This window comes from Szabonella alba (assembly GCF_016765775.1).
GTDB classification, from domain to species: domain Bacteria; phylum Pseudomonadota; class Alphaproteobacteria; order Rhodobacterales; family Rhodobacteraceae; genus Szabonella; species Szabonella alba.
Window position 1 is genome coordinate 940,734 of the sequence record NZ_JAESVN010000001.1, and the last position, 20,806, is coordinate 961,539.

The following is a 20,806-nucleotide window of genomic DNA, read 5'->3' on the forward strand; positions in this document are numbered from 1 at the left end:
CCCAGGCCCCGCCCGGGAAAGGGACGGAATGCACAAGGGGGACCGGCCATGACCACAGCCATGGCGTTTCTTCCCATCTGTTAGAAAATGCCGGGTAATGGTGGCGACAATGGGGCCAAAAGATCGTCTTTGTTGGGAATTCGAGACCGCAGACCGGGCAGGAAACCATCTGCGGTCAGCCCTGGCGAAACGAAAAAGGAGCCGTTTCGGGCTCCTTTTCCTTGCTTCTCAACGTGCTTTGCGGCGATCAGCCGCCCGGGGTAAGCTGTGTTGCAACCGTGTTGTTGCCGGGATGTGGGCGGGTTGCGGATTCGATATATTCCCGCGCGATGACCTGGGCGTATTTGCCGTTCAGAACCGTCGGGTGCCGTCCGACGAATCCCGAAACCTCGGTCACGGTGCGGCGGTTGCGCTCTTCCGGTGAGGATGTCTGGATGACCGGGCGTGTCTTGCCATAGGAGACCAGCGCCTCAAGCCGGGTGCGGCTGATGCCCTGACTGGCGAAGAAGGCCACCACGGCCTCGGCGCGGCGCTGACCCAGCGCGCGGTTGTAGCCGTCCGAGCCGACCAGATCGGTATGACCATAGACGCGGAAGCGCAATTCGGGGAACTGGCGGATCCATCCGGCCTGCCGGGTCAGAACCTGGATCGCATCGGCATCAAGCCGCGCGCTGTCAAAGGCAAAGGTGATCGTGTCAGGCACTTCCTGCGCAAACCGGTTGGTCAGGATCTGGGCATAGCTTTTCTGACCGTTGTGGATCATCGTGTTGTTCATCGTGGCATTGCCGAAATCGGGCGTGATGCCGCCCGCCTCGCGTTCAAAGACAGAGCCGCAGGCGGCAAGCGCGAGGAGAGAGGCGGAAAGCAGAAGCTGGGTGCTGCGTTTCATGTCCGTCACTCCATCACATAGCCATAGGAGCCGCTGAAGTCCTGCCGCGCAACCTCACCCGCAGCGCCGCGCGGGGCGTCATTGCCGGTGACCTTGCCGAACAGGAACATCTCGCGTTCGGTCGGCACGCGCACGCGGTCCGTCGGCAGGGCCAGCGCCTCACCGCGCGTGGGCGTCACAAGATGCGGCGTCACGATGATGACAAGCTCGCTTTGCGCACGCTGATATTCCGTGGACCGGAACAGCGCACCCAGAACCGGGATATCGCCCAGCCAAGGCACCTGACCGTTCAGATTGCGGAAGTCATCCTGCAAAAGCCCCGCGATGGCAAAGCTTTCACCGTCTCGCATCTCGACCGTCGTCGAGGTTTCGCGCCGCCGGAAGGCGTTGATCGAGAAACCGGCCGATTGCAGCGCGATGGAACTGTCGATCGAGGAGACGGCGGCGTTGATCGTCAGGTTGATGATATCGCCATCGACCACCACCGGCGTGAAGTTCAGTTCGACGCCGAAAGGCTTGTAGGAAATGCTGATGCCGTCATCGCCGCTTGAAACCGGGATCGGATATTCGCCACCGGCAAGGAATTTCGCCTCTTGTCCCGAAAGCGCGGTCAGGTTCGGTTCGGCCAGCGTACGGACCATCCCCTTGCTTTCCAGCGCCTCCAGCAATACCGCGAATTGCAGCGATCCGGTCGACCAGCCCAGGGCGACGCCGGAATTTGCGTTGTCACGGACCTGAAGATTGTCGTTGCCGATGCCGTTGCCGCCGTTCAGCCAGCTTCCCGTTTCACCGACGCCTGTCAGGCGACCGCTGCCGCCGCTGATGGCAAGGGACGAGGACAGGTTTTTCGAAACCGAGCGCTGCATCTCGGCAAAGCGCACCTTCAGCATGACCTGCTGGGTTCCGCCCACGCTCATCAGATTGGAGACCCGTTCGGGCGCGTAGCGATTGGCCAGATCCAGCGCGCGGTCCAGCTTGCCGATCGAGGAGACCGTGCCCGACAGCACGATCCCGTCATTGGCGGTGCGCACCTCGATATTCTCACCCGGCAGGATCTGGCGCAGGCGTTCCTTGAACTCGGCGATATCAGGGGTGACATGCACCTCGACATTCGAGATCAGCCGCCCGTCGGGGCCAAGCAAGGTCATCGTCGTGCGACCCGGCGCCTTGCCCAGTACATAGATTGACCGGTCCGACAGCGTGGAGATATCGGCAATGCCGGGATTGGCGATAGACAGTTCCGCGAAAGGCGTGTCGCTTTCGACCACCACCGCGCGGTTCATCGGGACATTCAGCGCCGTCGAGGGCGCGCCGGACATGACGCGCAGGGTTTGCGCCTCGACATATCCCGCGCCGGGCGCGATCAAGGCAAGGCTGAAAGCCGTCGCCCGCAACAGGGTGCGAATTCTCATATCACTGCCTCTCATCATGCCTCTGGCCGGGTCTGGCGCCCGATTTATCGCGCTACATTGGGCGGAAACCCGTTATTTTGCAAGAATCAAAACCTTGAGCTGTGTTGCTGATGTGGATGCGTTGCAACATCGCCATGGGTTGCGCTAGGGCTTGGGGCCGGGGCGGGGTGCTGGCCCAAGATAGGCAATGATGTCGCGGGGGCTTCCCGTATGCCTGACCGGGGCAAAGCGATGCCGCTTTTCCCGCCATGCGCCAGTTATCAGCAATTTTCCGTGAATTGGCAGCGGCTGCTTTCTATCCCGCAGCAATTCCGCCACCGCTTTGCGGCGGCGGAAGGAAAACGATCAGTTTGTGCAGGCAATCGGGATTTCCACGACTTCCGATCCACGCCGGGTGCGGATGGTGCAGACCCGTTCGCGCTCAATCTCAACCGGGGCTTGTTCCGTGATGCCCAGCAGGGCGCGGCTGTCCACCTCGACGCCCGCAACCTCGGTCGTGTCGCCCGCGCCGACCAGCGACAGCGCAAGCCGCCCGGTGGCCTGCGCCTGCGCCAGACGCGCAACCTGCTGCGGTGACACGACGACCGTGACGGTGCGCGCCACCATGGCGTCCTTACGTTCGGTCTGATCAACCTGATCGGTCGCGACCACCCGCACGGTGCTTTCGATCATCTGGGTGATTTCGCCCGCGCTGTTGGGGGTGTTGCCGGTCCAGTAGACATCGACAAAATCGCCGGGGCGCACGAAGCCCGAGACGCCCGAGGCCACATCGACCCGGATCGCAAAGGCGCGCATCCCGGCAGGCAGGCGCGAGGTCAGGCCGATATCCTCACCGGGTTCGGTGATCTTGGCGGCAAGGATAAGTTCGGATTTTTCAAGCTGCCGCAGCACATAGCGCGGCTGCGCGTAATCGCCGGGAAACAGCGCGGCTTCATCGGTAAAGGTCCCCTCGGGCAGCGCCTTTGTCGGGATCAGCACCTTTTCGACATCCGCCTTCTGGATCGCATCACCGTAAGCCAGCGGTTTCGTGACCATATAGACCTCAACCAGTTCCCCCAGTTGCAACCGGGCGGCCCGTTCGCGTGCGATCTGTTGCTGGGCGGTCGAGACATAGCCCTGCACCATCCAGACGGCTGTTCCCGCCAGTGCAAGACCCACGATCAGGACCAGTCCGAATACCAAACGCATAGTTCCCACCCCTTGTGATGTTTGCCCCCGGAGGGCCTGTCTCTAGTATTCGATTCCGACGGCACGGGTCGCGATATCATCCGAGACCTGCGATGCCGTTTCGCGAAGCGATACGCCAAATGAGCCGATAACAATGAAACCCAGTGCCACGATTGCAGCGGTCAGGATGACCCAGTCGACGGTCACGGCACCGCGTTCATCGCGCGACAGGGCGGTCATTGCCCTGACTATCCCTCTGAACCGTTCCGCAATCCTGTCCATCATTCTATCCCCATTCGTGGGCCGGCCGTTTTGCCGGGACCTGCTTTTCATTGCCCTTCGGATCCATCTGGTCAGTCAATTGTGGCGAAAATCCGGAACTGTCCGGGGCAATTTCGGTCCGGTTAGTATAAAGGATAGCGGCAACTCATAGCCGAAGCAGGGTGTTCAAAAGAAGTGGGCCGCATCCCAGGATGCGGCCCCTTCAGGTCATGTGGACCGCTGGCGATTACTCGGCGCAGCTGGTGTCGCCTTCCAGACAGAAGCCGATAGCGCGGTCCTGAATGTCGGTTTCGATGTTCTCGCTCAGCGTGGTGATTCCGCCGCCGATGGTGGTCATGACGATCATGCCCAGGCCGACGATCGCGGCGGTCAGCACGACCCAGTCAACGGTCACGGCGCCGGATTCGTCGTTGAAGAATTTCTTGAACAGGTTCTGCAGTTTCATGGTGTTTCCCTTTCGGATGGTGTTTTGGTTTCAGGTTTCTCGTTCGCCCCTTCGGTTCTTCCCGGACCAGCCTCTGTTCCGGCCCGATCCCCGTCGCGGCATGGGTCCTTTAAACAGTCCGAATGTGGCAGCGATTTGGGCGGGTCAGGGCATTTTTAGGAAGCCCCGATATTTTCGACCCGTTGTTTCAGGGTCTTGAAAATAAATGATTTTAAAATTCTGACGCTCCGGCAGGATCGTCCTGATGGTGCGAAACTCTGTGTCTTTTCGGACAAATTTGGCGATTCTGCCTTATTTCACACCGTAAAATTGTGGTGCGCGCAGGTGATTCCTGCGAGTCTGCCGGTAATAAGCAGGCAGGATACAGCCGCAGGCAGGACGGGCAGGACTATGACAACAGGCGCGCGCCTGCATCGGAAATCGGTGCGGGCTGCAGGATTGGCGGTGATCGTCGCGGCGCATCTGGGCGCCGGTTTCGTGATGACCGCTGCGGCGCAGGCGCAGGATCTGCCCGGGGCCACAGCCGGTGCGGGAGCCGGGGATTTCGCCCCGCGCCGCGTCGGTCTGCCCAAGGGCAAGGGGCCGCGCATCACCGTCCAGATTGACCCTGCCGAACAGGCCCGCCGTCTGGCCGCCCTGCCAAAGGTTGAACCGCGCAACGCAACACCCGCCGGACCGGATGCAGCACCGGGCGCTGGCTCCGGCGCTGGCTCCGGCGCTGGCATCGTCGCCGCCGCGCCGGCGGCAAGCTATGGCTGGTTCTGGGATCTGGTTCCGACCGCCGCCGGGGCCGGGGCAGGGCGCTTTCCGGTGGCGCTTTCGGCGCTGAGCCAGAAACCGGGCGGCGGATCAGTCCGCGCGCCGCGCCTGCAGCATCTGCAAGAGGTCGCGACCGCCCATGGCACCGAAATCCTGAAAGCCACAATCGGGACCGAGGTTTCCCCGGCGCTGGTTCTGGCCGTGATCGGCATCGAAAGTGCGGGGCGCGCCGATGCGGTCAGTTCCGCCGGGGCGCAGGGGCTGATGCAGCTGATCCCGGCTACGGCCGAGCGGTTCGGCGTGACCGACAGCATGGACCCGGTGCAGAATATCCGGGGCGGGGTCGCCTATCTCGACTGGCTTATGCGCCATTTCGACCGCGACCCGATCCTTGTGCTGGCGGCCTATAACGCGGGAGAGGGGGCGGTGCGCAACAACGGTGGCGTGCCGCCTTTCGCCGAGACGCGCGACTATGTGCCCAAGGTTCTGGCGGCATGGCAGGTGGCACAGGGCCTGTGCCAGACGCCGCCGCAACTGGTCAGCGATCCCTGTGTTTTCAGGGTGATCGCGGCGGGCGGATAGGGCGCCACAATCGTCAGATCGCGGCTTCCGCTTGCCATTCCGCGCGGCTAGAGATGCGCGGCGTCCCGCGCCGGTGATCCGCAGGCAGGGGCGTGGCAGCGGAAGGACCGACATGCTTTTTCTGACGACATGGCCGCTTTTCGCGATGATCGGTCTGGGCTTTGTTCTTGCGCGCCGCGATTTCCCCTCGGCCGCCTTCTGGCCTGCGGCGGAACGGATCAACTATATCCTGCTGTTTCCCGCGCTGCTGGTCGTCAGCCTTGCGCGGGCTCCGCTGCACGATCCGGCGCTGCTGGGGATGGGAGCCGCCGCCGTGGCGGTGATCCTTTTTGCCGCTGCAGGGCTGTGGCTGCTGCGCGCCGTGCGCCCGATGCCCGCCGCCCGCTTTGGCCCCGCCATGCAGGGCGTCATCCGGTTCAACACCTATCTGGGACTGTCGGTAGTGGCGATGCTGGCGGGGGCCGAAGGGTTGGAGCGCGCGGCGGTCTATCTGGCGGTGGCGGTGCCGCTGGTCAATGTGCTGTCGATCCTTGCACTGACCGATGCCTCGGCGCGCGCGCCGATGACAATCCTGCGGGCCGTGGCGACCAATCCGCTGATTCTGGCCTGTCTTGTCGGATTCGCCCTTGCGCTGAGCGGCATCGGCCTGCCCTTCGGGACGGGGGAGTTTCTGGCCATGCTGGGGCAGGCCAGCCTGCCGCTGGGGCTGCTTTGCGTGGGCGCCGCGCTGAAACCCGCAACCCTGCGCGCCGATTTTGCCGGTCTTTGCGGCCTCAGCGCGCTGCGGTTGCTGGTGATGCCCGCGCTGGCCGCCCTGTCGGGGCTGATCTTCGGCCTGTCGGGGGTCGAGGCGCTGGTGCTGGTGGTGTTTTCGGCCATGCCGACCGCGCCGACCGCTTATGTGCTGACGCGGCAGTTGAACGGGGATGGAAGTTTCATGGCCGGGATCGTGACCTTCCAGACCATCATGGCGGCGCTCAGCGTGCCGCTGGTGCTGCTGGTCGTCGAACGCCTGTAGGCACCGGCGACAGCGGGATCACGCCAGACGGCGCACACTGTCCCGGGGGATCAGTTCAACATCGATCATCTGCGAGGTGCAGGCCAGCGATTGCGCCGCGATCATGCCCACCAGCAATTCCGCCGCGCGTTCGCCGATCTCTTTGCGCGGCTGGCGGATCGTGGTCAGGGCGGGTGTCAGGTGGCCGCAGACCTCGATATCGTCGAAACCGATGACCGAAACCGCATCTGGCACCGAATGGCCCGCATGCTGCAGCGCGCCGATGAAGCCGCAGGCCATTTCGTCCGAGGCGCATAGCACCGCCGTCGGTCGATCATCCAGCGCCATCCAGCGCTGCGCCGCATCGACCCCGGCGGCAAGGGTGAAATCGCCGGGAAAGGTCCAGTCGGGGCGCAGCGCCAGCCCCGCATCGGTCATCGCCTTGCGCGTCCCGTCAAGGCGGCTTTCGGTCAGCACATTCCCGGCGGGGCCGGTGATAAGGCCGATGGCGCGGTGTCCGTTCGCGACCAGATGGCGCACGGCAAGGGCCGCGCCCTCGGCATTGTTCACCCGCACCGAGGGCAGGGCCGGATCACCCCATTCGCAGGCCAGGATCACCGGCACGCGCGGGCGCGCCGCCAGCCGCTGATCGGCAAGGCGGCCATCGAACAGCACCAGACCATCGGCCATGCGGTTGTCGAGATAGGAGAACAGCCGCGCTGCCGGGTCCGGGTCGGTCTGGGTATCGGCAATCAGCAGGCCATAGCCCTCGGCCGCCACCACCTCGGCCAGCCCCGACAGGATCTGTGAAAAGAACGGGTTTGCCAGATTGGGGACCAGCGCGAGGATACTGCCGCTGCGCTGGCGGCGCAGGTTCCGGGCGGTGTGGTTCACCTGATACCCGGTCTGGCGCACCGCCAGCATGACCCGTTCGCGCGTTGATTCGGAGACCTGTGCCGGGGCCGAAAGCGCGCGGCTGACGGTGGCCGTCGAGACCCCGGCGATGCGGGCAATATCCTGAATCGTCTTGGTTTTCTGTCGCACGCAGGGTCCTTTCAGATGGCGGCGATACTGGCGCAGAAGAAAGTTCTTGTAAACGATTTCAAACTCAATAAGCTTCTGTGTAATCGATTACATGGATCAGGGCCGCGAGGAGCGGCGGGGGGAACCGTGAAGACGATCAAGGGACCGGCGCTGTTTCTGGCGCAGTTCGCGGGCGATTCCGCGCCGTTCGACACCTGGCAGGGCATTACCCGCTGGGCCGCCGATTGTGGCTATGTCGGGGTTCAGGTGCCCAGTTGGGATGCCCGGTTCATCGACCTGCAAAAGGCCGCGACCTCACGCGATTACTGCCAGACCTTTCTGGGGCAGGCGGCCGAGAACGGCATCACCGTGACCGAGCTTTCGGCCCATCTTCAGGGGCAGCTTGTCGCGGTTCATCCGGCCTATGACATGATGATGGACGGGTTTGCGCATCCGTCGGTGCATGGCAATCCGGTGGCGCGTCAGGCCTGGGCTGTGGATCAGCTTGGCCTTGCGATCCGGGCCTCGCGCAATCTGGGCCTTTCGGCGCTGGCGACCTTTTCGGGCGCTCTGGCCTGGCCTTATCTTTACCCCTTCCCGCAGCGTCCGGCCGGTCTGGTGGAAACCGCCTTTGATGAACTGGCGCGCCGCTGGCATCCGATCCTTGATCTGGCCGAGGAGCATGGCGTTGATCTGTGTTATGAGATCCATCCCAGTGAGGATCTGCATGACGGCGTGACCTTCGAGATGTTCCTCGAGCGTGTGAAGGGGCATGCGCGCTGCAACATGCTTTATGATCCGTCGCACTACCTGCTTCAGGCGATGGATTATCTGGACAATATCGACATCTATGCCGACCGCATCCGCATGTTCCATGTCAAGGATGCCGAGTTCAACCCGACCGGGCGGCAGGGCGTCTATGGCGGCTATCAATCCTGGGTTAACCGGGCCGGGCGTTTCCGCAGTCTTGGCGACGGGCAGGTGGATTTCGGCGCGGTGTTTTCCAAGCTGACCGCGCACGGCTTTGACGGCTGGGCAGTCGTGGAATGGGAATGCGCGCTGAAACATGCCGAGGATGGTGCGCGGGAAGGGGCGCAGTTCGTGCGCGATCATATCATCCGTGTGACCGAACGCGCCTTTGATGATTTCGCAGGTGCAGGCACGGATGAGGCCGCGAACCGCCGCATTCTGGGGCTGGACGAATGAGCCGCTTTACCGGTCGCAGCGGCCCGGTGCGTCTGGGCATGGTGGGCGGCGGCAGCGGCGCCTTCATCGGCGGCGTCCATCGCATCGCGGCACGGCTGGATGGCCGATTCGACCTTGTGGCGGGGGCCTTGTCCTCGACCCCCGAACGCGCCGCCGCCTCGGGGCAGGAAATCGGCCTTGCGCCAGACCGGACCTATCACGATTTCAAGACGATGGCGCAGCGTGAGGCGCGGCTGAAGGACGGGATCGAGGCGGTGGCCATCGTGACCCCCAACCATCTGCATTTTCCGGTGGCGCGGGAATTCCTGAAACGCGGTATCCATGTGATCTGCGACAAGCCGCTGACGGCCACACAGGCCGAGGCGCGGCAGATGGCACGGGCGGTCGAAGCCTCGGACGCGCTGTTCGTGCTGACTCATAACTATACCGGTTATCCGCTGGTGCGGCAGGCCCGTGCCATGATCGCGGCGGGGGAACTGGGGCAACTGCGGGTGGTGCAGGTCGAATATCCGCAGGACTGGATGGCCGATGCCTCGGCCCTGACCAGCAAGCAGGGCGAATGGCGCGACGATCCGGCGCGCAGTGGCGCGGGCGGGGCGACGGGCGATATCGGCACCCATGCCTTCAACCTGATGCGTTTCGTCACCGGGCAGGCGGTTACAAGCCTGTCGGCCGATCTGCAAAGTTTCGGCCCCGGACGGCAGTTGGATGACAATGCCCATGTGCTGCTGCGGCTGGCGGATGGCGCACGCGGGATGCTGTGGTGCAGTCAGGTGGCACCCGGCCATGAAAACGGGCTGCGCCTGCGCGTCTTCGGGGAAAAGGGCGGGCTGGACTGGTCGCAGGAAAACCCGAATCGCCTGCTGCATACGCCTTTGGGGGAACCGACCCGCGTGCTGACGCGCGGCGGACCGGGCACCGATACGGCGAAATTCACCCGCCTTCCCGCAGGCCATCCCGAGGGTTTTCTGGAAGCCTTCGCCAATATCTACAATGCCGCCGCTGATGCGATTGTCGCGCGGCGCGGCGGCGGCGCCGTGGCGGCCGATGCGCCGGGCCTTGCCGACGGGCTGGAGGGTATGGGTTTCGTTGCGGCCTGTATCCGGTCGTCACAGCGCAATGGCGCATGGGTGACGCTGTGACCGCATCCGCATCACTCGGGGCCACACCCGGCCCGGAAGGCGCTGCCGCGCCGGTTCTGGCAATTTCCGGCGTCTCGATGCGGTTTGGCGCGGTGCAGGTGCTGTTCGACATTGATTTCGACCTGCGCGCCGGTGAGGTCCATGCCCTGATCGGCGAAAACGGCGCGGGCAAATCCACCACGATGAAAATTCTTGCGGGCTATCAGCCGCCCAGCGGGGGGCAGGTGCTGCTGGATGGCGCGCCGGTTGATTTCGCAGGCTCGCAACAGGCCGAGGCGGCGGGCGTCGTGATGATCCATCAGGAATTCAACCTTGCCCAGCAATTGACGGTTGAGGAAAACATTTTTCTGGGTCGCGAATTGCGGCGCGGGCCGTTTCTGGACCATCGCCGCATGCAGGCCGAAAGCCGCGCCCTTCTGGAACGGCTGAACTGCGCGGTCGATCCGCGTGCGGCGGTGTCCGACATCTCGGTGCCGAACCGCCAGATGGTCGAGATCGCCAAGGCGCTGGGGCGTGAGGCGCGGGTTCTGATCATGGATGAACCCACCGCCGTTCTGACCACGCGCGAAACCGAGATCCTGCTGGAACAGATCGACCGGCTGCGCGCGGCGGGCACGGCGATCCTCTACACCTCGCACAAACTGGATGAGGTCGCGCGCATCGCCGACCGGGTGACCGTGCTGCGCGATGGCCGCCATGTGCTGACCGCGCCCGCATCGGATCTGTCCACCGACCGCATGGCCGAGGTGATGGTGGGGCGTGAACTGTCCGACCTGTTTCCGCCCAAGCCCCTGCCCGGCGATGAGACCGTGCTGAAGGTCGAGGGGATCACCATTCCCGGCCTGATCCATGACGCGGGCTTTACCCTGCGGCGCGGTGAGGTTCTGGGCTTTGCCGGGCTGGTCGGGGCAGGGCGCACCGAACTGATGGAGGCCATTGTCGGCCTGCGCCATGCCGCCGGGCGGGTCGAGATCAAGGGCCAGCAGCTGGCGGGCGGATCGGTGCGCGCGGCGCGGCAGGCGGGGCTGGTCTATCTGACCGAGGATCGCAAGGAAAAGGGCCTGCTGCTGGGCAAGGATCTGACGCAGAACCTGACCCTGCTGGCGCTGGACCGCTTTACCAACCTGTTGATCGACAGACAGGCCGAGGCGGCGGCGCTGGACCGCGCGATCACCGAATTCGACATCCGGGCCGGGGATCGTGGCATGAATGTCGGCAACCTGTCGGGCGGCAATCAGCAGAAACTGCTGCTGGCCAAGACCATGCTGGCCGAACCTGATATCGTCATCATTGATGAACCCACACGCGGCATCGACATCGGCACCAAGCAACAGATCTATGCCTTCATCGCGGCACTCGCGGCGGCGGGCAAAAGCGTCATCGTCGTGTCCTCGGAACTGCCCGAGGTGATCGGCCTTTCGAACCGTGTCGCCGTGATGGCCGAGGGCCGGATCGCGGGTGTTCTGGAAGGCGACGAGATCAACGAACAGACCATCGTCAGGCTGGCCATCGGCATGGCCGGATCAGAGGCAAGGGCATCATGACCAAAACCGCAACTTCCCCCGCGACCCGCGCCAGCCCCACAGTCAACCTGCATGTGCTGGGCCCCGTTCTGGCGCTTTTGCTGCTGATCGCGCTGGGCGCTTGGCTGAACCCGAATTTCCTGAGCTATGGGAACGTGACCAATGTTCTGGCGCGTTCGGCCTTTATCGGCATCATCGCGGTCGGCATGACCTTCGTCATCACGGCGGGCGGGATCGACCTGTCGGTGGGGGCGATGGCGGCCTTTGTCGCGGGGCTGATGATCCTTGCGATGAATTCGCTGATCCCGATCATGGGCGTCGGCATCCCGGTGATCCTTGCGGGCATGGCGGTGGCGATGGTGGCCGGGTTCATCGCCGGATGGCTGAACGGCTTTCTGGTCGCCAAGGTGGGGATCGAGGCCTTCATCGTCACGCTGGGCTCGATGGGCATCTATCGTTCGCTGGTCACATGGATCGCGGATGGCGGCACGCTGTCGCTGAATTTCGATCTGCGCACGCTCTATCGTCCGGTCTATTACGATGGCATCCTTGGCGTGGCATGGCCGATCATCGTCTTTGCCGCCGTCGCCATTCTGGGTGAGATTCTGATGCGCCGCACGGCCTTTGGCCGCCATTGCGCCGCCATCGGGGCCAATGAACAGGTGGCGCGCTATTCCGCCGTCAATGTCGACCGGGTGCGCATCGCGACCTTCGTGCTGCTGGGCATGCTGGTCGGGCTTGCCACCATCATGTATGTGCCCCGGCTGGGCTCGGCCTCGGGGTCGACCGGTGTGCTGTGGGAACTTGAGGCGATTGCCGCCGTCATCATCGGGGGCACGGTGCTGAAGGGCGGGTTCGGCCGTGTCTGGGGCACGGTGATCGGTGTCCTGATCCTCAGCCTGATCGGCAATATCCTCAATCTCGCGTCTCTGGTCAGCCCCTATCTGAACGGCACGATCCAGGGCGTCATCGTCATTCTTGCCGTTGTTTTGCAACGTGAGAAAAAGGCCGCCGGCGCGCGGTGATCTTCAAGGGAGGTAAACCATGAAACGCAGAAGTTTTCTGAACACCATCGCGGCAACGGCGCTTGCCGCAGGCGGCATGACCGCGACCGGCGCCATCGCGCAGGACCAGTCCTACACGATCGGCGTCGCCATTCCCTCGGCCACGCATGGCTTCATGGGCGGGCTGAACTTTCACGCGCAGGACACGATCAAGCGGCTTGAGGCGACCTATCCGCAACTGACCTTCGTGCTGGCCACGGCGGGTGATGCGGGCACGATGGTCAATGACATCGAAGATATGGTTGCGACCCGCAACATAGACGCCCTGGTGGTGCTGCCGTTCGAAAGCGCACCGCTGACCTCGCCCGTGCAGGCGGTGGCGGATGCCGGGATCTGGGTCACGGTCGTTGACCGGGGCCTGTCGGTCGAGGGGATCGAAGATCTGTATGTCGCGGGCGACAATACCGGCTTTGGCCGCGTGGCAGGGGAATATTTCGCCGAAACCCTGTCCGAGGGCGACAAGATCGTGGTGCTGCGCGGCATCCCGACCACGCTGGACAATGAGCGCGTGGATGCCTTCAGCGCCGCCATCGAAGGTTCGGGCGTCGAGGTGCTGGACATGCAGCACGGCAACTGGAACCGCGATGACGCGTTCAACGTGATGCAGGACTATCTGTCGCGCTTCCCCGAGATCGACGCGGTCTGGGCGGCGGATGACGATATGGCCATCGGCGCGCTGGAGGCCATCGCACAGGCCGGACGGTCCGAGGAAATGTGGGTTGTCGGCGGTGCGGGCATGAAAGAGATCATTGCCCGGATGATGGAAAACGATCCGCAACTGCCGGTGAACGTGACCTATCCGCCAGCGCAGATCTCGACCGCGATCGAACTGACGGCACTGGGTCTGGTTTCCAGCACGCCGGTTTCGGGTCGGTTCATCATCGGCTCGCAGCTGATCACGCCGGAAAATGCGGAACAGTTCTATTTTCCCGACAGCCCGTTCTGATCGGATGAGTTGATCGACGGCCCGGACCGGCAGCCCGCCGGTCCGGGCCTTTCCTTTTCCGCTCGGGCTTTTTCCGTTTGGGCCTTTTCCGGTCAGGCCCGTGGGGCTGCGTCCTTGGGCCAGTATTGCCGCGCAGCGGCCAGTGCCAGTTGCGCCGACAGTCCCGTCGCGATCAGCACCAGATCCAGCCAGATCCCGCCGCCCGCCGCCAGCCGCACCCCCTGCGCGCCGATACACAGCATCGAGCCCAGGGCAAAGACCGGCAGCGCCTGCCGTCCCAGCAGCGCCAGCGGTGCCGCCGCCCGATGGGCGCAGACCCGCCAGACCACCGGCAGCGCGCTGAGCACATAGGCCAGTGCCAGAATATGCGTCAGGCGCGGACCGGAGACATAGGTCTTGTCGAAGGCGACAAGGAACCACGGCGCATTGGTGGCCTCGCGCAGCGCCCAAAGCGTTTCGCCAAGCGCCTTGTTTATCGCGGGCACTTGCGCCGCCAGTGCGGCAAAGACCAGCCAGCCCAGACAGATCGCCAGCAGCCAGCCGCGCACCGGCACAAGCCTGCGCCCCTGCCGGATCCGCACCCCGGTCATGAGGCCGATCACGAAGATCAGCTGCCAGCTGAGCGGATTGAAGAACCAGATGCCCGACTGCGGGTAATTCGGCGGCCCCAACCGGAACCATGCCGCCGCCGCCCAAAGCGCCACCGACCCCGCCAGCAACCAGCCCGGCCAGCGCCATGCCGCAATCAGCGCGAAGGGCGTGGCCAGCAGCAGCACCAGATACATCGGCAGGATGTTCACATAGCCGAACTGATGCGTCAGCGCGGGCAGGCCGATCAGCACTTCCAACGGGCGTTGCCAGACCATTGCCATGTTGTTGCGCAGGAAAATCTCGCTTGCGCCCAGATACCGGACCGAGGCCGCAGCGAGGCCAAGCGCCACCATGCAGGTCAGGATATGCACCAGATACAGGGTCCAGGCCCGGCTCCAGCAGCGGCTGAGTCCGGTCCGGACCCGCATCGGCGCGCGGAAATATGGGCCATAGGCCAGACCGGCGGCAATGCCCGACATGATGACAAAGCCCTCGGCCGCGTCGGAAAAACCGAAATTGCGCGTCGTGAAAACCTCAAGCCAGTTACCGGGCACATGGTTGATGAAGATCATCACAAGACACAGGCCCCGGATCACGTCCAGACGCGGGTCGCGCACGGCCGGGGGCAGGGTGGCCGGTTGCGGCGCGGCGGGTTGCTGGGATGCGGGCAATTCAGGCATGCTCTGCAAGGACCGCGCCGGGTTGCGTGTGTGCCGCAACCGGGGCGCCGCTGTCGTCCTTTGCCTCAGGCGCCTGCCAGCGATCAAGGATCAGGCGATGCAGGGCCAGAACCGGCGGCTCGGCCATTTCCTCGGGCGTGCGGAACAGACCCGAATGGCTATGCCCCGAGGACCAGCTGATGATCAGCGGCGCAATCAGCATCGGTGCCAGCACCGGCAAAAGCCATGGCACCAGTGCGGGCGACAGCCATAGCGCCAGAAACAGCCCGATGCCGCCCGAGGACACGATCCAGTGGCTGGCCGCCCATGCCGCGCGCAGTGAAAGCTGCCCCTCACCCCGCGCCTGTGCGGGCCAGCCCGCATCGGCGCCGCGCAGGATCTGCCACAGCGCGCGGGTCTGATACATCAGGAAGATCGGTGCCAGCAGTGAGGAAAACAGCAATTCGGCCAGCACCGAACCCAGCGCCCGGATGCGGCCGCCAAAGCCGCTTGAACGGCCCCGGATCGCGGCATCCAGCCAGATCAGCACCTTGGGCAGGAACAAAAGTCCGAAGATGCCGATGGCCAGCCCGATGGCCATGGAGGCCTCGCTGACCGGCAGCACTGGAAAGGGCCAGTATTCGACCGGAAAGTAATCGGGTGGCGGCGCAAACAGAGGTGCCGCAATCGAGGCCAGCAGAAAGCCCAGCCAGAAAACCGGCGAGACATAGGCCAGAATGCCCTGAACGAAGATGAAGCGGCTCCAGGGTTTCAGGCCGGGTGCTGTCAGCAGGCGCGCATGCTGCAGATTGCCCTGCGCCCAGCGGCGATCCCGCTTGGCATGGGCGACGACATTGCCGGGGCCTTCCTCATAGGAGCCTCCCAGATCGTCATCGACCCGCACGGTCCAGCCAGCACGGGCCAGAAGGGCGGCCTCGACGTAATCATGGCTCATGACATGACCGCCGAAGGGAGGTTTGCCGCGCAGTTCCGGCAGGCCGCAGGAGTCGGCAAAGGCGCGCATCCGCACAATGGCATTATGGCCCCAGAACGGCCCCGTGCGCCCCTGCATCATCGCCAGCCCCCGGCAGAAGACAGGCGAATAGAAGGCGGCGGAAAATTGCATGACCCGCCCGAACAGTGTATTGGCCCGGGTGACGCGGGGCAGGGTCTGCAACAGGCCCAGATCCGGCTGCGCCTCCATCAGGCGCAGCATCTCGACCATGGTTTCGCCTTCCATCAGGCTGTCGGCATCCAGAATGACCGCGAAATCATAGGCCGCACCGGACCGCTTGATGAAATCCTCGATATTGCCGGCCTTGCGGCCCCGGTTGTCGCTGCGGCGACGATAGAAGATGCGGCCTTGCCAGCCGGTTTCCGCCAGAAGATGCCGGAACCAGTCTTCCTCCTGGGCGGAAATATCCGCCTCGCGCGTGTCCGACAGGATCGCGAAATGAAATCTCTCTGCCTGCCCGGTCAGGTCAAGCGACCGCGCCATTGCGGCGATGCGGGCAAAGGTCGTGACCGGATCCTCGTTATAGACCGGCACCAGAATGGCGCAGCGTCCGAGGCCTGCGGGTTCTGCCTGCGCCATCCGCTCTGACATGCGCGGCGGGCGTGTCGTCAGCCCGGCCAGAGCCTGCACCGCGCCCCAGGCGAGCCAGCAGGTCGCGGCAAAGATGAGCGCCGCGCGCAGCATATCCATGGCATCGCGCCCGTCCGCCCAGCCGAAGCGCAGAAACAGCATGAAACCCGCGCAGCCCGCAGTCAGCGAAAGGGTCAGCGCAAGCGCCCGCAGCATGATCGCGCGCGCTCCCGGGCCCTTGATCATATCGGGGCGACCCGCAGGGGGAAGTGACGGTGGAATGCCGCACGTCTCCGACGCCCCGTCAGGCGTCTCCTGTCCGGCCGTGTTGCGGTCATGCCCCGGCCCCGAGGCAGGGGCGGACATCCCTTACAGCCCGCGCTCGGCGCGCCGGGCGGGGCCGGGGATCAATGCCAGCATCGCCGCCAGCAGACCGCGTGGACGTTCCAGCACCTGCACCGGCATTGCCATGGGGGCAAAGGGCAGAGTTCCTGCGACCGGGGCCGCGTTCGGTATCGGGGCCACGTTCGTGTCGGTGCCACCCAGCGCCGCGCGCCGGTCAGCAAGGCCGGGGGGGACAAGGCGGGGGACGGGGATCGTTCTGTCTTCTCGAGTCATCATTCCTGCATCCACTGGTAAAGCCAGTTCTCGGTCAACTTGCGGTCGAAACCCGCGATATGGGCGGAGATCTCGACAAGCGCACCGGGCTCGGACTTCACTTCGATGACCAGACGCCAGATATCCCCCCCGGGCAGGCGCTCAATCAGCGCGCCCAAGAGTTCTCCCCGCATGACCGTCACCACGGGTTCGAGTTCGGTCACCGTCTGGGCCTCCAGCGAAGACAGCAGCCCGCCCGCAAAATCCACCACGAATTTCCGCGCCCCGGGGATCGGTTCAACCCCGGCAAAGCCAGCATGACCGGCGCGCGTTTCCGCCACATGGGCGATCGGATCCTGCGGGTCGAGCGGCAACATGCCCCAGTGCAGCCGATATGCGAATTCACGCACATCGCCCGCCCGGGCCTTGTCCTGAGGAACCCAGAAGGCCACGATATTGTCGTTGGCCTCAAGGTCCGAAGGGATCTCCACCAGACGCACATGGCCAACGCCCCAGTCACCCAACGGTTCCACATCCAGCGAGGGCCGCATTTCATAGCGCGAATGCGTGTCCTGAAAGGCCGCGAAATCGCGGGCGCGCTGATGCAGGCCGAACCGCCGCATGCCGTTTTCCGACAGATAGCTGCCTGCCACACGGGGCGGGTTGTTCAGCGGGCGCCAGATCACGTCGCCGTCATGGCGCACGATGCGCAAGCCGTCGCTGTCATGCACATTGGGCCGGAAATCGTCAAATCCGGTGCGGCTTTTCTCGGAAAAAAGATACATCGAGGTCAGCGGCGCAACACCCAGTTCAGTGACATTCTGACGGAAGAACAGCCGCGCGGTCACATCCATCTGCGTGGCCGCCCCGGGGCGGATCACAAAGCGATAGGCCCCGGTGACCGATGCGCTTTCCAGTGTCGCATAGACGGTGATTTCCTGCGCGCCCTCGGGGCCACGCTCCATGTAGAAGCGCGAAAAGCGGGGGAACTCCTCGGGGGTGTCGGTGGCGGTGTTCAACGCCAGACCCCGGGCCGACAAGCCATAGGTGTTGTCGCGCCCCAGTGCCCGGAAATAGGAGGCGCCGACAAAGGCCACAAGTTCATCGAGCTTGTCGGGACGGTTCAGCGCATGGTTAAGCCGGAACCCCGCCACGCCGGGAAGCCGCGCGCCATGGGGCACGCGTTCGGACAGCTCGTTGAGATATTCGAAATCCTCGGTGGTGAAGCGCATCTCGGTCGCCATGCCATCGGCGACTTCGTAAAGCACCACGGGTTCGGGAAACAGCCAGCCCATATGGAAGGCCGACAGCCGGAACGCCGAGCCCGGTTCACCCCACCGCGCGCGCGCATCATTGAACCGGATCAGCCGGTACTGGTCATAATCCAGATCGCCCAGAAACCCCTCGGGGCGGGGGGCGGGTTCATGCGGGCGGCTGGCAAGAACGCGCATCTCTTCGGCAAGGATGTCGAACGTGAATTGCTGCAGTGCGGCATCGTCAGGGCCGGCAGGGGCAGGGGCGTCGCCATCCGCTGCGCCCGTTTCCTGTGCAAGCATCATGGACGGCACGGCAGTGGCCCCTGCGGCAAGGGCAAGAAGCCGACGGCGGGTCAGGACTGAAAAACGGGCCGGTATCTGGGTCATTGGCAGGGAAAACCTACGAATTTCTGTAGCATCGCGCGATTGCGATACCCTTTGAGGCGCATATATGTCGTGGAAGGCATCCGCCGCAAGCGCCGTTCAAGCGCGTGTGAGCACAGAGGCGACTGCCCGCCTATCCGGTCGGTGAAGATGCCTGAAATTTAGGCAAAATCTGTGCTGCAATCGCAAAGTCAGGCGCGGACCGCACCCGGACCAGCACCGGCGACGGGGGCTTGATCCTGCGCCGCCCGACCGCGTTCTGCGGTGACGATGACGATGACGATGACGATGACGATGACGATGACGATGACGGTGACGGTGACGGTGACCGCGTGGCCAAGCCGTGATGCGGGCGGGAGACATGCCCTCCACTCGCCCGCGGATGCAAAGGGCCGCGACAGTGAACTTTGTATGGGTTCCATAGATTGAGCCATCCCGGTGCCAGATCGACCTTCGGGGCGGCTGGACCGTTGTCCCCCAGTCGCTTCGGGGCCGGGCATGGCTGCACGACCGGTCGGAGCACGATCCTGGGGGGCGAAACGGTCGGGGCAGGGAGCGCATTGCCCCTGGGCCAGAATGTCGTCAGCGCGCCGATGCGGTCTTTTCGCCCCCGTGCCCGCGTCAAACCTGTGCCCGCGTCAAAGATGCGCGGTCTGAACCCCGGGTCTCTGAACGCGGAGAACCCGGATGCAAAGGCCCTGAACGCCGGGAAACAGAAGAAATCACTACCCCGCCATTTCGCGTTGAAACGGGGTTGCACCGGCCCCGAAGGCAGGCTAAATCGCCCCGATAAGGCCCTGACACGGAGAGGTGGCAGAGTGGTCGAATGCGGCGGTCTCGAAAACCGTTGTCGGTTTGCGCCGACCCAGGGTTCGAATCCCTGTCTCTCCGCCAATCACCTCGCATAAGATATTATTATTTTTATATTTTATTTGGGTTGGTCGCCCGTGGACACATTCGCGGATACACTTTCGTTCTTCGCGACTTCAGGCACGTGGTCAGGGCTGTCAGTTCAATGTGTTGAGTGAGTGTTTGCCAGCCATCCGCCTTTCGCCTCTGAATCGGGCTGGAGCTGAGCAACGCCTTAGGCAGCATCGGCACGGCCTCGGCGCAGTGCGCGTTGCTTTTCAATGATCGCGCCTCGTAGGTAGCATAGTTCGTCCTGAACAACGAGGTCAGGCGGCTTTGTTGGCCTGATGGTCTGGTCCAGCGCTTGAAAGTGCGTTCAGAAGAAGCCGATGATCCAGGCAAACAAAGCCTGGAAATGGGCGAGGATCTTTCGGATGTTTTGTCCGTAACCACAGAGGATCGCGAAGAGAGTGTCGCCAAAGGTCCCCTTTAGCGGACAGTGTGACAGGTGCCCGCAGGATTTCATGTAACTGATCTCTGCATCAAGGGCTCCCCATGGCCCCGCCTCGGCGGTGATCGTGCTGACAGGCACTGGTACTGTGGAAATGGCGCGGTAATGGGAGGGCAGCATCCTTTGGCGCTGCACCAGCAGTCTGCGGCCAAAGCACCCAAGGAAAAACTGGTTTGCCCAGATCTTCCGCCTTGCCCCAGTTCCCGTCGCGATCCGGATCGACCCGGAGACGGTGGAGATGCAGGCCATCCGCGCCCGCTGGGTCGATCCGGAGGGGCGGGCCTGGTCGGTGGTGGTCAGGGAGAACCGCTCACAGCACATGAACCGCCGCGTCGCGCTGGACCGCCTGTCGGTGCTGATCTGGGCCGACCGTGCAGAGGCTCTGGCCACGCAAAAAGCGGCGGTGCATGACCTACACGGCCAGATCCAGCGCGGTGACCGGCGCAAGGTCTTTGAGGGGGAGGGATTTCGGGAAGTCAGGTAGTTTGGACCATGTCGGAGGGCGGGGTATCACGCTGTCCCAATAAGACGGCCCATAGCGTACACTCGCACAGGGTGTCTGCTGCGTTGCCACAATCTCCAAAGCTGACATTCGCGGACCTTGCAAGAAGGACGTTCTAAGTCTGACAGGTTAGAACCCAGGCCTCACCAAGGGCCTAAGCATCAGAAGACAGGAAAAATCCTCCACTTCACGCTCGATCAGAACATGTCCAACGTGCAAGGTGATGATCTCGAGCAAGCTTCTATCCCGGGACCAAAAGATGATCCTCTTTAAGACAATCGCCTTGCAGTACGGGCGCTATATGGCAACCGGGCTTCTACCGCGAGATCACGCTTCAGGCGATCACTCGTGGCCCAGCCGACGACGCGCCGGGAGAAGAGATCCAGCACGACCGCGAGGTAAAGCCAGCCCTCCGCTGTCCAGATGTAGGAGATG

At 63.9% G+C, this 20,806-nt stretch carries 20 protein-coding genes, 1 tRNA gene and 1 pseudogene; 9 read left to right on the top strand and 13 right to left on the bottom strand.

From position 1 onward, the window contains the following. Positions 1-247: 247 nt before the first annotated feature. From JL811_RS04380 to JL811_RS04400, 5 genes are all read right to left on the bottom strand, one after another. A complete protein-coding gene (locus tag JL811_RS04380; RefSeq protein ID WP_202687107.1) occupies positions 248-889 on the bottom strand; it encodes an OmpA family protein in 642 nt (213 codons plus the stop codon). A gap of 5 nt (positions 890-894) precedes the next feature. Continuing rightward, complete coding sequence (locus JL811_RS04385; RefSeq protein WP_202687108.1) at positions 895-2,301, bottom strand: type II and III secretion system protein family protein; 1,407 nt, start codon at positions 2,299-2,301, stop codon at positions 895-897. Positions 2,302-2,646: 345 nt separating this feature from the next. Further along, positions 2,647-3,489: a Flp pilus assembly protein CpaB gene (gene cpaB, locus JL811_RS04390; protein ID WP_202687109.1), complete on the bottom strand. Its 843-nt coding sequence runs from the start codon at positions 3,487-3,489 to the stop codon at positions 2,647-2,649. A gap of 42 nt (positions 3,490-3,531) precedes the next feature. Next, positions 3,532-3,753 carry a hypothetical protein gene (locus JL811_RS04395; protein WP_202687232.1) on the bottom strand — a complete coding sequence of 74 codons (222 nt, stop codon included), beginning with the start codon at positions 3,751-3,753 and terminating at the stop codon, positions 3,532-3,534. Between the two features lie 223 nt (positions 3,754-3,976). Further along, positions 3,977-4,195: a Flp family type IVb pilin gene (locus JL811_RS04400; protein WP_202687110.1), complete on the bottom strand. Its 219-nt coding sequence runs from the start codon at positions 4,193-4,195 to the stop codon at positions 3,977-3,979. Between the two features lie 480 nt (positions 4,196-4,675). Between JL811_RS04400 and JL811_RS04405 the strand changes: the two genes are divergently transcribed. Both JL811_RS04405 and JL811_RS04410 read left to right on the top strand, forming a co-directional pair. Beyond that, a complete protein-coding gene (locus JL811_RS04405; protein WP_202687229.1) occupies positions 4,676-5,536 on the top strand; it encodes a lytic transglycosylase domain-containing protein in 861 nt (286 codons plus the stop codon). A 112-nt stretch (positions 5,537-5,648) separates the two neighbouring features. Beyond that, positions 5,649-6,554 (top strand): AEC family transporter, encoded by a 906-nt coding sequence (locus JL811_RS04410; RefSeq protein ID WP_202687111.1) that lies wholly within the window; start codon positions 5,649-5,651, stop codon positions 6,552-6,554. An 18-nt stretch (positions 6,555-6,572) separates the two neighbouring features. On the opposite strand, the gene JL811_RS04415 is transcribed toward JL811_RS04410, so the two are convergent. Next, positions 6,573-7,577 (bottom strand): substrate-binding domain-containing protein, encoded by a 1,005-nt coding sequence (locus tag JL811_RS04415; RefSeq protein ID WP_202687112.1) that lies wholly within the window; start codon positions 7,575-7,577, stop codon positions 6,573-6,575. Positions 7,578-7,703: 126 nt separating this feature from the next. On the opposite strand from JL811_RS04415, the gene JL811_RS04420 reads away from it, so the two are divergent. From JL811_RS04420 to JL811_RS04440, 5 genes are all read left to right on the top strand, one after another. Continuing rightward, positions 7,704-8,762, top strand: coding sequence for a TIM barrel protein (locus JL811_RS04420; protein ID WP_202687113.1), 1,059 nt, complete (start codon positions 7,704-7,706; stop codon positions 8,760-8,762). Next, positions 8,759-9,904 carry a Gfo/Idh/MocA family protein gene (locus JL811_RS04425; protein WP_202687114.1) on the top strand — a complete coding sequence of 382 codons (1,146 nt, stop codon included), beginning with the start codon at positions 8,759-8,761 and terminating at the stop codon, positions 9,902-9,904. Before JL811_RS04420 ends, JL811_RS04425 begins: the two co-directional genes overlap by 4 nt. A gap of 77 nt (positions 9,905-9,981) precedes the next feature. Continuing rightward, complete coding sequence (locus JL811_RS04430; protein ID WP_237684808.1) at positions 9,982-11,448, top strand: sugar ABC transporter ATP-binding protein; 1,467 nt, start codon at positions 9,982-9,984, stop codon at positions 11,446-11,448. After that, entirely contained in the window at positions 11,445-12,452 is a 1,008-nt protein-coding gene (locus tag JL811_RS04435) for an ABC transporter permease (RefSeq protein WP_202687116.1), read from the top strand. The genes JL811_RS04430 and JL811_RS04435 overlap by 4 nt, the downstream gene beginning before the upstream one ends. Before the next feature lie 19 nt (positions 12,453-12,471). After that, positions 12,472-13,437: an ABC transporter substrate-binding protein gene (locus tag JL811_RS04440; protein WP_202687117.1), complete on the top strand. Its 966-nt coding sequence runs from the start codon at positions 12,472-12,474 to the stop codon at positions 13,435-13,437. A gap of 92 nt (positions 13,438-13,529) precedes the next feature. Here the strand turns inward: JL811_RS04440 and JL811_RS04445 are convergent, their stop codons facing one another. The 5 genes from JL811_RS04445 to JL811_RS04465 all read right to left on the bottom strand — a co-directional run bounded on the left by JL811_RS04445 (position 13,530) and on the right by JL811_RS04465 (position 18,931). Next, positions 13,530-14,699, bottom strand: coding sequence for an OpgC family protein (locus JL811_RS04445; protein WP_237684759.1), 1,170 nt, complete (start codon positions 14,697-14,699; stop codon positions 13,530-13,532). A 1-nt stretch (position 14,700) separates the two neighbouring features. After that, positions 14,701-16,518 carry a glucans biosynthesis glucosyltransferase MdoH gene (mdoH, locus tag JL811_RS04450; RefSeq protein WP_202687119.1) on the bottom strand — a complete coding sequence of 606 codons (1,818 nt, stop codon included), beginning with the start codon at positions 16,516-16,518 and terminating at the stop codon, positions 14,701-14,703. A 123-nt stretch (positions 16,519-16,641) separates the two neighbouring features. After that, positions 16,642-16,893 (bottom strand): hypothetical protein, encoded by a 252-nt coding sequence (locus tag JL811_RS04455; protein WP_202687120.1) that lies wholly within the window; start codon positions 16,891-16,893, stop codon positions 16,642-16,644. Beyond that, a complete protein-coding gene (locus JL811_RS04460; RefSeq protein ID WP_202687121.1) occupies positions 16,890-18,512 on the bottom strand; it encodes an OpgD/OpgG family glucan biosynthesis protein in 1,623 nt (540 codons plus the stop codon). The genes JL811_RS04455 and JL811_RS04460 overlap by 4 nt, the downstream gene beginning before the upstream one ends. Positions 18,513-18,700: 188 nt before the next feature. After that, positions 18,701-18,931, bottom strand: a complete 231-nt coding sequence (locus JL811_RS04465) for a hypothetical protein (protein ID WP_202687122.1) — start codon at positions 18,929-18,931, stop codon at positions 18,701-18,703. Positions 18,932-19,313: 382 nt separating this feature from the next. Between JL811_RS04465 and JL811_RS04470 the strand changes: the two genes are divergently transcribed. Further along, a tRNA-Ser gene (locus JL811_RS04470) sits at positions 19,314-19,403 on the top strand. Between the two features lie 331 nt (positions 19,404-19,734). On the opposite strand, the gene JL811_RS04475 is transcribed toward JL811_RS04470, so the two are convergent. Further along, a complete protein-coding gene (locus JL811_RS04475; RefSeq protein WP_202687123.1) occupies positions 19,735-20,118 on the bottom strand; it encodes a hypothetical protein in 384 nt (127 codons plus the stop codon). On the opposite strand from JL811_RS04475, the gene JL811_RS04480 reads away from it, so the two are divergent. Beyond that, the gene (locus JL811_RS04480) at positions 20,108-20,353 is read left to right on the top strand and encodes a hypothetical protein (RefSeq protein WP_202687124.1); all 246 of its coding nucleotides are present in this window, start codon (positions 20,108-20,110) and stop codon (positions 20,351-20,353) included. The two genes, JL811_RS04475 and JL811_RS04480, sit on opposite strands and share 11 nt — an antisense overlap. A gap of 329 nt (positions 20,354-20,682) precedes the next feature. Here JL811_RS04480 and JL811_RS04485 read toward each other — a convergent pair. Next, positions 20,683-20,806, bottom strand: a pseudogene (locus tag JL811_RS04485) (IS3 family transposase); the annotation flags it as partial.

Coding starts and splice junctions, on each gene's coding strand:
- JL811_RS04380 (WP_202687107.1), bottom strand. CDS start 889: ATGAAACGCAGCACCCAGCTTCTGCTTTCCGCCTCTCTCCTCGCGCTT.
- JL811_RS04385 (WP_202687108.1), bottom strand. CDS start 2,301: ATGAGAATTCGCACCCTGTTGCGGGCGACGGCTTTCAGCCTTGCCTTG.
- cpaB (WP_202687109.1), bottom strand. CDS start 3,489: ATGCGTTTGGTATTCGGACTGGTCCTGATCGTGGGTCTTGCACTGGCG.
- JL811_RS04395 (WP_202687232.1), bottom strand. CDS start 3,753: ATGATGGACAGGATTGCGGAACGGTTCAGAGGGATAGTCAGGGCAATG.
- JL811_RS04400 (WP_202687110.1), bottom strand. CDS start 4,195: ATGAAACTGCAGAACCTGTTCAAGAAATTCTTCAACGACGAATCCGGC.
- JL811_RS04405 (WP_202687229.1), top strand. CDS start 4,676: ATGACCGCTGCGGCGCAGGCGCAGGATCTGCCCGGGGCCACAGCCGGT.
- JL811_RS04410 (WP_202687111.1), top strand. CDS start 5,649: ATGCTTTTTCTGACGACATGGCCGCTTTTCGCGATGATCGGTCTGGGC.
- JL811_RS04425 (WP_202687114.1), top strand. CDS start 8,759: ATGAGCCGCTTTACCGGTCGCAGCGGCCCGGTGCGTCTGGGCATGGTG.
- JL811_RS04430 (WP_237684808.1), top strand. CDS start 9,982: ATGCGGTTTGGCGCGGTGCAGGTGCTGTTCGACATTGATTTCGACCTG.
- JL811_RS04435 (WP_202687116.1), top strand. CDS start 11,445: ATGACCAAAACCGCAACTTCCCCCGCGACCCGCGCCAGCCCCACAGTC.
- JL811_RS04440 (WP_202687117.1), top strand. CDS start 12,472: ATGAAACGCAGAAGTTTTCTGAACACCATCGCGGCAACGGCGCTTGCC.
- mdoH (WP_202687119.1), bottom strand. CDS start 16,518: ATGATCAAGGGCCCGGGAGCGCGCGCGATCATGCTGCGGGCGCTTGCG.
- JL811_RS04455 (WP_202687120.1), bottom strand. CDS start 16,893: ATGATGACTCGAGAAGACAGAACGATCCCCGTCCCCCGCCTTGTCCCC.
- JL811_RS04460 (WP_202687121.1), bottom strand. CDS start 18,512: ATGACCCAGATACCGGCCCGTTTTTCAGTCCTGACCCGCCGTCGGCTT.
- JL811_RS04465 (WP_202687122.1), bottom strand. CDS start 18,931: ATGGAACCCATACAAAGTTCACTGTCGCGGCCCTTTGCATCCGCGGGC.
- JL811_RS04480 (WP_202687124.1), top strand. CDS start 20,108: ATGCAGGCCATCCGCGCCCGCTGGGTCGATCCGGAGGGGCGGGCCTGG.
- JL811_RS04475 (WP_202687123.1), bottom strand. CDS start 20,118: ATGGCCTGCATCTCCACCGTCTCCGGGTCGATCCGGATCGCGACGGGA.